The following is an 11,984-nucleotide window of genomic DNA, read 5'->3' as shown; positions in this document are numbered from 1 at the left end:
GGAACACAAGGTCCATACCCTCACGCGCCCCGGTACGATCCAACAGGTGGATCCCGTGACGAAGAAACGCGAATACCGCGACGACTACGACGAGAAGACGCTGTACATCCCCGGCCCGACGGAGGTCCGCGACGACGTCATCGAGGCGATGGCGGAGCCGATGTTCGGCCACCGGATGGACCGGATGACCGACCTGTACACGACCATCGTCGAGGACACGAAGGAGTTCCTCGGCACCGACAACGAGGTCGTAATCTTAACCGGCTCCGGCACGGAGTTCTGGGAGGCGACGACGCTGAACCTCGTCGACGACCGCGTCCTCGTCCCGACCTGCGGCGCCTTCAGCGAGCGCTACGCCAACGTCGCCGAGCGCCTCGGCAAGGACGTCGACCGGCTGGAGTACGAGTGGGGCGAGGCGGTCAAGCCCGAGGACGTCCGCGAGGCGATCGAGACCGCCGACGCTGAGTACGACATGGTCGCTGGCGTGATGAACGAGTCCTCGACCGGCGTCCGGAACCCCGTCGAGGAGATCGGCGACGTTCTCAAAGAGTACCCGGACACCTACTTCGCCGTCGACGCCGTCTCCTCGCTCGGCGGCGACTACGTCGACATCGACGCCCACGGGATCGACGCGATCTTCGCGTCCACCCAGAAGGCGTTCGCGATGCCCCCCGGACTCGCCGTCTGCGTCGTCAGCGAAGACGCCTACGACCGCGAGGTCGAGAAGGGCGACTCCTCGTGGTACGGCGGCTTCCGCCGCACCATCGACTACTACGACCGGAAGGGCCAGACCCACTCCACGCCCGCGATCCCCATCATGTTAGCGTACCGCAAGCAGATGAAGCGCATGCTCGACGAGGGTCACCGCGCCCGCGACGAGCGCCACCGCGAGATGACCGAGTACGTCCACGACTGGGCCGCCGAGCACTTCGCGATGTTCCCCGAGGCGGGCTACGAGTCGCAGACGGTCGCCTGCATCGAGAACACGCAGGGGATCGACGTGGCCGCGACCATCGAGGAAGTGAACGAGAAGTACGACATGGCCTTCTCGAACGGCTACGGCGACCTCGGCGAGGAGACGTTCCGGATCGGCCACATGGGCGAGCACACCGTCGAGAGCGTGAAAGAGCTCACCGACGCCATCGAGGACGTGGCGGACCTGTAATCCGGCCCCCACCGACCGAATTCGAGCCGCTTCAGCCCTCGTCGCGGTCGGCGACGAGTTCGATCCGATAGATTCGACCGCCGCTCTCCGTCCGCTCCGCGCCCACGACGACGAACGCGCGGTCGCCGACGTCGACGATGTCGCCGGTGGCGAGCGGTTCCTCGCTCGTTTCGCTCTCCGCCTCACCGTCGACCGCGTCCGCGCCGACGGCGAGCGCGGCCGCTCCTCGGTCGATCGCGCGCCGCCAGAAGGCGTCCGAGGGCGGCCGCGGCCCCACCCGCGACGCCAGCTCGCTCCGCGTGAGTCGTCTCATCGGGTTCGAATCGTCGCGCGCGCCCTTAGCCGGTTCGGAATCCGGCGAAATCGGAGCCCGCTACAGCCAGAGCAGCTGCGCGTGCCGCGTCTCCTCGAACTCCAGGACGGTCTCCTCGTCGACGAGCCCCGCGTCGACGGCGACGCCGACGGACTCGGTGCCGACGATGTTCGCGACCTGCGCGCGCTGAAGGCCCGCGACGACCTCCTCGGCGGTCGCCTCGACGGCGTCGTCGCCGCCGTAGAACTCCTCGCTCACGGTGAGCGTGACCGGCCCGTCCTCGTACGTCTCGCCGAGGCAGTCGGGGTCGCAGACGGAGACGAGCCGGCCCTCGGCGGTCTCGCGCTCGCGGAGGAGCATTCAGAAGCCCTCGGGCCCCTCGCCCTGAAGCTCTCGCTCCGGGCCTTCGGCCTCACCGTCCCCCCGCGACGACCGCCCTGTCCGCCGCGACCGCCGGGCTGGCCCCCGGGGCCGCCGGCGCCGCCCTGTCCGCCGCGGCCGCCCTGGGGAGCCTGCCCGCCGGGGCCGGGCGCCTGCCCGGTCTGCTCTTCGATCATCTGTTCTTCGGTCTCGCGGCGGAGCTCCTCGGCCTGATCGGCGACCTCCTCGGCCTGCTCGTGTTCGCCCGCCTCTTCGAGCGCCCGCGCCTTCTCCTCTAAGACGCCCGCGTCGCGGTAGCCGAGCCGAATCGCGTTGTCGAAGCATTTGACCGCGTCCTCGGCGAGCCCGCGCTCGACCAGCAGGAACCCGCGGTTGTACCACGCCTCGGCGAAGCGCGGGTCGGCTTCGACGGCTCGCTCGGCGTGTTCGAGCGCCTGCTCGCTCCGGCCGGACTCCCAGAGCGCGTACGCGAGGTTCGTCTCGGCGGTCGCGGCGTGCTCCGACTCCTCGTCGATGCGGAGCGCCTCCTGATACGCGCCGATCGCCTGGTCGAACTCCTCCAGCTGGGCGTGGGCGGCGCCCTTGTTCACCCACGCCTCCTGGGCCGCAAGCGAGTCCTCCTCGGCGAAGTTGGCGGCGCGCTCGAACGTCTCCGTCGCCTCCTCAAAGCGGTTGATCCCCATGTACGAGAGGCCGACGTCGATCAGCTGCTCGACGTCGACGTCCTCGCTGCCGATGTTCCGGCGGTCAAGCTCCTCGGTCAGCACGCGGGAGTCGACGGGGTCGACGCGGCTCGGGTCCTCGCCCAGCTCCGGCGGGTCCAGCGTGAACGCGTCGTAGTCGGCGTCGACGCCCTGCCCCGAGGAGAACTCGTGGCCGTCGTCGTCGCGTTCGTCGGTCATACCCGCGGATTGGCGGTCACGACGCGTAAGGGTTGCGTCGCACCGCGTCCCGCGGGGGAGACTCCCACGGGTAGACGCTTTTACCGCTGGGGACCGTGTCCCCGGCCGCATGCCCTCCGACCCTCGACTCTCCACGCGGCTCCGGTTCGGCGTCGCGGCCCTCCTCGTCGCCGTCGGCGCCGCCGCCAGCCTCGCGGTCGCGCCGGACCTCCCGGAGCGGATGGTGACGCGGTGGGACGCGGCCGGCGAGCCGACGGGGACGCTCTCCCGAACCCTCGGGATGTGGCTCGTGCCGGGGCTCGCGGCCGGGCTGATCGGCCTGTTCGCGCTGCTCCCGCGGATCGACCCCTTGGGCGAAAATATCTCGGCGTTCCGGGTCCACTACGACCGGTTCGTCGTCGTTCTCACCGCGTTCCTCGTCGCCGTCCACCTCTCCGTGCTCGCCGTCAACCTCGGCTACGCGGTCGACGTGACGACGGTCGCGGTCGCCGGCGGCGCCGCGCTGTTCTACTACGTCGGGACGCTGCTCCCGCACGTCGAGCCGAACTGGTTCCTCGGGATCCGGACGCCGTGGACGCTCAGCGACGACGCCGTCTGGGACCGCACCCACGCGCTCGGCGCCCGGCTGTTCAAGCTCTCGGCGCTGATCGCGGTCGCCGGCCTCCTCGTCGGCGAGTACGCGGTGTACTTCCTCGTCGGCCCGGCGCTCGCGACCGCCGCGATCACCGTCGCGTACTCGTACGTCCTGTACGCGCGACGGGCCGACGGAGAGGGCGGAGACGACGGCGAGGCCGCGTCTCGGGCCGCGGAGTAGAGATCCGACGCTCGGCGTCGGCGCTCCGAGGCGCTGGCGAGTTCCGCCCCGGTGCCCGGCGTTTATATCCGCGGCCCCGAAGGAAGCGGTATGACCGAGGAGTCACGCGCTGACCGGCAGTCCCCCGTCGGCGAGCCGGTGGTCCGGTCGGACCCGGCGGTGACGGGCGACCGGGCCGCGGACGCGGTGGGGTTCGACCCGAACGACCCCGACAGCGTCGCCGAGGCCGCGGAGACGGTGGCCCGCTTCGCGGCCGGCGACGTCGGCGACGGCGACAACGTCCTCATGCTGCGCGGCGCCGCCGCCTGCGCGGCGCTCGTCCGCGGCGTCGGCTCGTACAAGGAGGCCGCAGAGCGGGCGGGCGAGGACGTCTCCGTCGCGTTCATCCGCAAGTGGGCGCGGGTCCACGACCTCCCGCAGGCGATCCGCAGGCAGGTCGCCAACGGGCGGATCGCGCCGAGCGCCGCCAAGCACGTCGCGCGGCTCGGCGGGCGGGACCGCTACCTGCTCGCGTGGGCGGCGATCGACGGCGAGCTCACCGTCCGTGAGGTGCGCGCCATCGCCTCCGCGGTCAACGAGGGGGCGGACATCGAGGCCGCGGTCCGCGAGGCGGGCGTCGAGCTCGGCCGGCTCCAGCTCCGGCTCCCGCCCGAGACGTACGTGGAACTGCGTCGCCGCGCGTCGATGGAGAACGTCGAGCCGGGCGAGATCGTCGCCGACGCGGTCGACGAGTACCTCGCGGACGACCGGGGAGACTGAGAACCGCCGATCGACTACGCCGCGTAGCCGGTCGCGAACCGCTCCGCGGCCGCGGCGATCGCCGCCCGCGCTCGGACCACCTCGCCCCACGCGATCGTCTCGTCCGGGTAGTGCGCCTCGTCGATGGTGCCCGGACCGAACAGTACCGCCGGGATCCCGGCCGCGACGAAGTGCCGCGAGTCCGCGCCGTACGTCGCCCCCCGCGGCTCGACGTCCGGGAGGCCGGTCGCGACGAGGCCGGCGCGGACCGCCTCGACGACCGGCTCGTCGACGGCGATCTCGGCGGGCTCGAACTGGACCGAGAACCGCTCGAACCGGGGCGGGTGGTCGCGCAGCCAAGAGTCGTCCGCGACGACCGCTTCTAACCGCTCGCGGAACGTCGCCTCCACCTCGTCGACCGTCTCGCCGGGCGCGACGCCGATCCGGAACTCGGCTTCGAGCGTCGCCGGCACCGTCGACGCCCACGAGCCGGCCTCGACGCGGCCGCAGACGACCGGCCACGGCACCGGGAACTCCCCGTACAGCGGGTGCGAGACCGACTCGCTACGCTCCGTCTCCAGCTCCATGAACGCCTCGCGGATCGCCTCGAACCGCGGGAGTACGTCCTCGCCGCGCCACCGGGTGGCCGCGTGCGCGCTCCGCCCGTCGATCTCTAAGCGGGCCATGAGCGACCCCTCGCAGGCGACGACGGGACGCAGTTCGGTGGGCTCGGCGACGATCGCCGCGTCGCGCTCGAAGGGATACGGGTTCGCGAGCGCGGCGGTCGCCGCGCCGTAGCCCCCGTCCTCCTCGCCCGCGACGGCCTCGACCACGAGCCGGAGCCCGGACGGCGGGAGGTCGATCGACCCGTCCGCGACCCCCTCGCGGACGTCCACCGCGGCGCCGACGCAGGCCGCCAGCCCCGACTTCATGTCGGCCGCACCGCGGGCGGTGAGGGTCTCGCCGTTCTCGTCGCCGTCGGCGTCCGCGGACGCGGCCCCCTCCGCGTCGTCGCGCCAGACCGGCTCGAAGGGGTCGCTCGACCACTCGGACGGCTCGGCCGGGACGACGTCGAGGTGGCCGTTCAAGACGAGCGTGGGGGCCGGGTCGTCGCCGCCATCGTCGTCGGGCATGGCGGCGTCGCTCGCGCCGCCGAGTTCGAGGACGCCCGCGACGCTGCGCCGCCCCTCGACGGCCGCCGCGTCGAGATCGTCCGGGAAGGAGGGGTGGTCGGCGAGGACGGCGGGGTCGGCGTCCCAGGCGTACGTCTCGAAGCCGAGGTCGGCGAGTCGCTCCGCGACGAACGCGGCCGCGGCCGCCTCCTCGCCGGCGGTCGATCGGTGCCGACAGAGCTCGGCGGCGAACGCGCGCATGTCGAATGCCATGCTCGCGGCGACGGCGGGGGGTCGGAAACCGTTTCGGGTGGCGGCGCCGACCCCTGCCGCGGTTCTAAACGTTTATCCCTCGGCTGACCTTATCCGGAGTCGTCTGGGCCGGTAGCTCAGTTAGGGAGAGCGTCCGGCTTTTAACCGGACGGTCGGGGGTTCGAATCCCTCCCGGCCCGCTGTCACCGCCGCGAGCAAAACCGCGAGCGGCGGTGCTGTGCCGAGGGAGGGATTCGAACCAGGGAGCGGGAGGTGAGCGAGCGGGGCGAGGCGCGAGCGAAGCGAGCGCCTCGAAAAGCGAGCGGCGAAGCCGCGAGCAGCGAGCGAACGGAAGCGACCGTGGTTCGAATCCCGTCACATCCGTTCCCTACTTCGTTCGGTCACGGGCGCGACTGACTCACTCTTACTTCGTTCGTGTGGATCCCTCCCGGCCCGCTGTCACCGCCGCGAGCAAAATCGCGATGGGCAGTGCTGTGCGGAGGGAGAGATTCGAACCCCGGTCATACCTCCCGACCGACCCACTCCAGCGCCGCCGCCCGACGGTCGAGCAGCGTCCCGAGGTGGTCCGCCTCGACGGTCTCCAGCGTTCCGTCCATCTCCTGAACGAGCGAGCGCACGGGCGGAAGCGGCGTGTTCTCGTCGCTCGTGCCGTGCCACGCGCGGACCGGGACACCGACCGAGTCGGCGTCGAGCGACGCGTTCGCGAACACCCGGTTCTCGCGTTCGACCGCCCGGGCGCCGCGGTCGAGCGCCTCGTGGAAGTCGGCCGCCACGGCCTCGGCGACCGGGTCGGAGACGGACCGGTCCGTGTATTGCGAGACGACCGCGCTCGGTCCGGAGATCGACGCGACCACATCGGAGATTCGGAACACGGCGCGGAGCGCGAACGGGACCGACGCGAGCGTCGCGAGGGCGTTCTCGGCCGGCGGGACGACGCTGCTCACCAGTCCGACCCGAGCGACGCGGTCGTCGCTCGCGGCGGCGAGCGCGAACGGGCCGCCGCCGGAGAAGCCGAGGACGCCGGCCCGGTCGACCGACTCCGCATCGAGGAGCGCGCCGAGGTCGGCCGGCCAGTCGTTCCACGTCCACTCGGCCGGCGGCGGCGACGAGCGACCGTAGCCGGGACGGTCGGGAACGAGGAGCCGAACGCCGGCCTCGGCTGCGGGCTCCGACAGCAGGGCACCGAACAGCCGCGATCCGGGGGTGCCGTGGTGGACGACGACCGGGACCCCGTCCGGGTCGCCGCCGGTCGCGTACGAGAGGATGCGTCCGTCCGAGAGGGTACACGCGTCCGTCGAGAGTTGCGCTGGGTCGGGCATCATAGCGGGACCTACGCTGCGGTTCTCAGAGGAGGGGAAAACGGGTTGCGGTGTCGGGCGGCGCGTGGCGGACGCTAACGGTCGTCGAAAGGGGGAAGAAAGCGTGTGGAGCGTCGACGTGTGACGCGCCTGCGCGTGACGCGAACCGCTCAGTACCCGAGCTGCTCGCGCACGAGGACGACCGTCGTCCGGCCCTCCTCGGTCTCGCGCCGGTAGATCAGCTGCTTCGCGATGGCTGACTCGACGCCGTACGCCTCCTGGGCGCGCTCGTTCTCAAGCGGGTACGCGACCGACTCCAGCCGGTCGAGCGCGTCGTCGAGCGTCGGAACGATCTTGTTGATCCCGGTGACGATGACGACGTTGCCCGCGGCGAACGGGTACGCGCCGATGCGGCTGCCGGAGAGGTCGGCGGCGACGAGCTCGCCCGTCTGCGCGACCGCGTTGATCCCGCCGAGGAAGTAGTCGGCCGTCTGCGACTCGCGGCGCGCGGTCTGTCGCTCCGCGTCGTCGTCGATGCCCCAGATCTGGTCCGGGAGGCTCTCCCACTCGTGGTCGCCCCCGCTCAGGAACTCGTCGAACCCGATCTCTTCGAGCGTCGTCGAGTGCCCGTTCATCACCGAGACCCCCGCGGGGATCTGGGACTTCACGGCCGCCAGCGCCTCGTCGGCGTCGTCGACGACGACCACGTCGAAGCCGCGCTCCTCTAAGTTGGCGACCGTCGCCTCAACCGTCTCGTCGTCGGGCAGCTCGTCCAGTTCCGCGTCGATCTCGGCGTCGTCCGCGTAGTCGGCTTTCTGCTGTGGCATGGTGAACGTGAGAACCTCGTCGGGAGATCGGAGGGCCGGGAGTCACTTAACCGCTCGCGGACACCGCCGTCCGGTGGTTACGCCGGTGTTACCCTCGTGTCGCGCGAGCCGAATGTGGGATGTAGTAACGCGGCACGTGGTCGGAGGCGAACGGGACGTTCGGTCGGACGACGAGCGGAACGCTACGCGGGTCGGGTCGTCATAAAAATCGCGTGTCGTCGGGGCCCGAAGGGGCGCGCGACGGTCGGTCTGCGGACGGTTCGGTGAAGCGACTGCGGTCGGCGTGGGTGAGTGTAGTTGTCCTATCGGACGCTTACATCGCGCCGCCCATCCCGCCCATGCCGCCCATGCCGCCGCCCATGCCGCCGGGCGCGCCGCCGGGGCCGCCGTCGTCGCCGCCGTCGTCCGTGCCGCCGCCCTTGAGGTCACCGGCCGCGATGACGTCGTCGATGCGGAGGATCATGACGGCCGCCTCGGTGGCGGACTCGATGGCCTGGGTCTTGACGCGGAGCGGCTCCACGACGCCCTCGGCCTCCATGTCGATCACGTCGCCCGTGTAGGCGTCGAGACCGGCGCCGAACTCGCCGCCGTCGTGGCGGGAGCGGAGGTCGACCAGCGAGTCGATGGGGTCGAGACCCGCGTTCTCGGCGAGGGTGCGCGGGACGACCTCTAATGCGTCGGCGAACGCCTCGACGGCGAGCTGCTCGCGGCCGCCGACGGAGTCGGCGAAGTCGCGGAGCTGCAGCGCCAGCTCGGCCTCGGGGGCGCCGCCGCCGGGCAGCACCTGCCCGTCGAGCAGCGTCGTGCGGACGACGCCGAGCGAGTCGTCGATGGCGCGCTCGACCTCGTCGACGACGTGTTCGGTGCCGCCGCGGAGGATGAGCGTGACGGACTTCGCCTCCTCGACGTCCTCGACGAAGATGCGCTCGTCGCCGCCGATGTCCTTCTGGGCGACGGAGCCGGCGAAGCCGAGGTCGTCCGTCTCGATGTCGTCGAGGTTGGAGACGACGCGGCCGCCGGTCGCGCGGGCGAGGCGGTTGAGGTCGCCGGACTTCGCGCGGCGGACGGCGAGGATGCCCTCCTGCGCGAGGTAGTGCTGCGCCATGTCGTCGATGCCGTCACCGACGAAGACGACATCGGCGCCGATGTCGGTGAGGTGGTCGACCATCTCGCGGAGCTGCGCCTCCTCCTGGTCGAGGAACTGCTGGAGCTGGTCGGGGTCCGTGACGTTGACCTCGGCGTCGATCTCCGTCTCCTTCACTTCGATGGCGCCGTCGAACAGCGCGACGTCGGCGTCCTCGACCGCGAAGGGCATGTTCTCGTCGACGCGCTCCTTGTCGACGATGACGCCCTCGACGAGCTCGGACTCGTCGATGGAGCTGCCGACGACCTTCTCGACGGAGACGTTCTCCGTGTCGATGCCATCGTCGTCCTGAACCGCGAGGACGGCGTCGACGACGAGCTCGGCGAGGAGGTCCTTGGAGTTCTCGGCGCCCTTGCCGGTCATCGCCGTCTCGGCGATCTCGACGAGCGTGTCGCGGTCGTCCGCGGAGACGTCGATGGCCTCCTCGTCGAGGATCTCCTTGGCCTTCTCGGCGGCCTGTCGGTACCCCTGCGCGAGGGTCGTCGCGTGGATGTCCTGGTCGAGGAGCTCCTCGGCCTGATCGAGGAGCTCACCGGCGACCACGACCGCGGAGGTGGTGCCGTCGCCGACCTCCTCCTCCTGCGTCTCGGAGACCTCGACGATCATGTTGGCCGCCGGGTGGTCGATGTCCATCTCCTTCAGGATGGTGACGCCGTCGTTCGTGACGACGACGGACCCGCCGGAGTCGACGAGCATCTTGTCCATCCCTTTCGGGCCGAGCGTGGTGCGGACGGACTCCGCGACCGCCTTGCCGGCCGTGATGTTCATGTTCTGCGCGTCCTTTCCGGAGGTACGCTGCGACTCTTCAGAAAGTACGATCATGGGCTGATTGCCCATCCGCTGACGCTGTGACATTACAGCCATTGATTGATTGTGATTCTATATAAACCCTTCGCTCGGGTCGTGCGAAACCGCAACACGGTGGGGGAGTATCGGCCGGTATGGGGTGCGTTCACACGGCTCTTTATATAGAACTCCAGATCAACTGCTGGGCGTACATTGTTTATAAACAGCCGCGGTGGCGCGTGCCTGCGAGGCCGCTTTGCGGCCGAGCAGCACCGCGCGAGGGAGTCGCTGGCTCCCGGAGCGAAGCGGAGGGTGCCAGCGACGAGGCTGGGGAGGCGTGAGGCTGCCGTGCGGGGCGGGACTCAAAGGGGCAGCCGTGAGGCGGGCGCAGGCGACGCAAGTACCGCAGGGAGCGAACGAAGTGAGCGACCGAGGAACGCAGCGAGCGTGCGCCCGCCTCACGGCTGGGGCTTTGGAGGCGTTTACCACATCGCTAGTAACGACGATTTATAAACGAACGACGGCGGCGACGCCAGCACAGAACACCACTTATTGCGGCGCGTTGAAGCTCACGTCGTCGTCGAGCTCGTTGGACATGCGCTCTAGGTACGAGTACACCGCGCCGTGCGGGGCGCCGTCGAGCAGCATCCCGACGGCCCGCCGGACCACTTCGAGCTCCTCGGGCTGGCCGACGGCGCCCACGGTCGAGCCGTAGACGACGACGTTCGCGCCCGACAGCTCCTCGATCAGTTCCCGCGTCCGACCGTTCTCGCCGATGATCCGGCCCTTCTTGCGCTGGAGGTCGTTGTCGTTGCGGGTGTGCTCGGAGAGGTCGATCAGGTCGAGCGTCCGGAGGTCGTGGTCGAGGATCGACAGCGCCGTCTCCGGCTTGAACCCGCGGCCGATCGCCTTGATGATGTCAGGCGCGACCATCGCCGCCACGGGGTCGTCGCGCTCCTCGATGGCGACGCTCCCCGACTCCGAGTCGATGTCGAGCCGCACGTTCGCCCGCTCTTCGATCTCCCGCATCGTCTCGCCGCCGGCGCCGATGACGACGCCGATACGGTCCTGCGGAACCGTCACGTGTTGCATATCACGGAGTACCCGGCGGAGCCTTTTAAGAGTGTTCCGCCGCGGGCGGTGTGTGGCCGCGTGACGGTGTCCTCCGGCCGCTTTCGGGCGACGCGGCTCCGATCTACTCGTCAGACGGCCCGTCAGATTCGCGCTCCGGCTCGCCCGACTTCCCCTCCGGCTCCCCCGTCGGGTCCGGCTCCGGCTCCGTCACGTACGCCCGGAGGTCGTCGGGGTCGACGTCGATCCCCTGTCGCGTGAAGAAGGTCGCCACGTTCTCGCAGTCGCGCTTCAGGAACTCCCCGGCGTTCGGGTGGTGGACCGTCACCGCCTGCCCGAGGTCGATGATCACCAGTTCGCCCTCGTGGATGATCATGTTGTACTCCGAGAGGTCGCCGTGGATCAGCCCGGCGCGGTAGAGCCGGCGCATGTACTCGCGGACGACCTCGTAGGCGGTCTCGGGGTTCTCCACGTCGACCTCGCTCAGCCGCCGGGCGCGGTCCTCCGCGTGCCCCACGAGCTCCATCACGAGGACGTTGCGCTGGACCGCGATCGGCTCGGGCACCCGGACGCCCGCCTTCCGCGCGCGTTCGAGGTTCGCGAACTCCTTGCGCGTCCACGCCAGCACGACCGCCTTCTTGTCGCTCGCGATCCCCTCGAAGCGCGGGTCGCCCTCCAGGTAGTCGCGCATCTGCCGGAAGTTCGAGGAGTTGATCCGGTACACCTTCACCGCGACTTCGCGCTCGGGCGTGACGCCCTCGGGGCCGCCGCGGGCCGCTTCCGACCCCGGCTCCGGCCGCTCGCCCGCCTGCCCGCCGAGCGCCTCGAAGACGCTCGCCTCCTTGCCCGTCGACACCGGCCCGCCGAAGGCGTCGACGTAGCCGTCCTGGACCAGCTTGTAGACGGCCGCCAGCGTGGCGTCGTCGAACACCGACTCCTGGAGCTTGAACTGCTCGGTGTCTTTGATCCGCTTGCGGAACTCGTCGAACTCGCGGTCCTGCCGCCGGGCGATCCGGTCGGACTCGGTGTCGGAGACGTCGAGCTGCTCCCACTCGTCGCCGGGCTGGTCCGCGGGTTCGAGCAGGCCGAAGTCCTCGCTCATTCGTGGCAGGGTTCGGCGCCGCGAGGGATAAGCGAGGGGGTCGCGGGCCGCGGCGGCT

11 protein-coding genes, 1 tRNA gene and 1 pseudogene are annotated in these 11,984 nt (G+C 70.6%); 4 read left to right on the top strand and 9 right to left on the bottom strand.

Annotation, left to right across the window (positions count from 1 at the left end; genetic code table 11):
* The first annotated feature begins 55 nt into the window (after window positions 1-55).
* Window positions 56-1,165 (top strand): pyridoxal-phosphate-dependent aminotransferase family protein, encoded by a 1,110-nt coding sequence (locus J7656_RS01680; RefSeq protein WP_026046243.1) that lies wholly within the window; start codon window positions 56-58, stop codon window positions 1,163-1,165.
* A gap of 31 nt (window positions 1,166-1,196) precedes the next feature.
* Here J7656_RS01680 and J7656_RS01675 read toward each other — a convergent pair whose 3' ends face one another.
* From J7656_RS01675 to J7656_RS01665, 3 genes and pseudogenes are all read right to left on the bottom strand, one after another.
* A complete protein-coding gene (locus tag J7656_RS01675) occupies window positions 1,197-1,478 on the bottom strand; it encodes a hypothetical protein (protein WP_017343581.1) in 282 nt (93 codons plus the stop codon).
* Between the two features lie 60 nt (window positions 1,479-1,538).
* The gene (locus J7656_RS01670; RefSeq protein WP_211553879.1) at window positions 1,539-1,838 is read right to left on the bottom strand and encodes a DUF424 domain-containing protein; all 300 of its coding nucleotides are present in this window, start codon (window positions 1,836-1,838) and stop codon (window positions 1,539-1,541) included.
* Window positions 1,839-2,761 (bottom strand): annotated as a pseudogene (locus J7656_RS01665) (tetratricopeptide repeat protein). It lies immediately after the preceding gene.
* Window positions 2,762-2,870: 109 nt separating this feature from the next.
* On the opposite strand from J7656_RS01665, the gene J7656_RS01660 reads away from it, so the two are divergent.
* Entirely contained in the window at window positions 2,871-3,575 is a 705-nt protein-coding gene (locus J7656_RS01660; RefSeq protein WP_211553877.1) for an SdpI family protein, read from the top strand.
* 90 nt (window positions 3,576-3,665) lie between these two features.
* Window positions 3,666-4,334 (top strand): DUF7119 family protein, encoded by a 669-nt coding sequence (locus J7656_RS01655; RefSeq protein ID WP_017343577.1) that lies wholly within the window; start codon window positions 3,666-3,668, stop codon window positions 4,332-4,334.
* Between the two features lie 14 nt (window positions 4,335-4,348).
* Here the strand turns inward: J7656_RS01655 and J7656_RS01650 are convergent, their stop codons facing one another.
* Window positions 4,349-5,698 carry a M20/M25/M40 family metallo-hydrolase gene (locus J7656_RS01650; RefSeq protein ID WP_211553876.1) on the bottom strand — a complete coding sequence of 450 codons (1,350 nt, stop codon included), beginning with the start codon at window positions 5,696-5,698 and terminating at the stop codon, window positions 4,349-4,351.
* A gap of 105 nt (window positions 5,699-5,803) precedes the next feature.
* Here J7656_RS01650 and J7656_RS01645 point away from each other — a divergent pair.
* Window positions 5,804-5,877, top strand: a tRNA-Lys gene (locus J7656_RS01645).
* 321 nt (window positions 5,878-6,198) lie between these two features.
* Here J7656_RS01645 and J7656_RS01640 read toward each other — a convergent pair.
* From J7656_RS01640 to rio1, 5 genes are all read right to left on the bottom strand, one after another.
* The gene (locus J7656_RS01640) at window positions 6,199-7,020 is read right to left on the bottom strand and encodes an alpha/beta fold hydrolase (RefSeq protein ID WP_211553875.1); all 822 of its coding nucleotides are present in this window, start codon (window positions 7,018-7,020) and stop codon (window positions 6,199-6,201) included.
* A gap of 146 nt (window positions 7,021-7,166) precedes the next feature.
* Window positions 7,167-7,823, bottom strand: a complete 657-nt coding sequence (locus J7656_RS01635; protein WP_211553874.1) for a lactate utilization protein — start codon at window positions 7,821-7,823, stop codon at window positions 7,167-7,169.
* A gap of 313 nt (window positions 7,824-8,136) precedes the next feature.
* Window positions 8,137-9,789 (bottom strand): thermosome subunit alpha, encoded by a 1,653-nt coding sequence (thsA, locus tag J7656_RS01630; RefSeq protein ID WP_017343574.1) that lies wholly within the window; start codon window positions 9,787-9,789, stop codon window positions 8,137-8,139.
* Between the two features lie 513 nt (window positions 9,790-10,302).
* A complete protein-coding gene (locus J7656_RS01625; RefSeq protein ID WP_017343573.1) occupies window positions 10,303-10,845 on the bottom strand; it encodes a KH domain-containing protein in 543 nt (180 codons plus the stop codon).
* Between the two features lie 103 nt (window positions 10,846-10,948).
* Complete coding sequence (gene rio1 / locus J7656_RS01620) at window positions 10,949-11,926, bottom strand: serine/threonine-protein kinase Rio1 (protein ID WP_017343572.1); 978 nt, start codon at window positions 11,924-11,926, stop codon at window positions 10,949-10,951.
* Window positions 11,927-11,984 lie beyond the last annotated feature (58 nt).

Source organism: Halorubrum ruber (genome assembly GCF_018228765.1).
Lineage (GTDB): Archaea > Halobacteriota > Halobacteria > Halobacteriales > Haloferacaceae > Halorubrum > Halorubrum ruber.
This window is presented reverse-complemented; position numbering and strand designations above follow the sequence as displayed.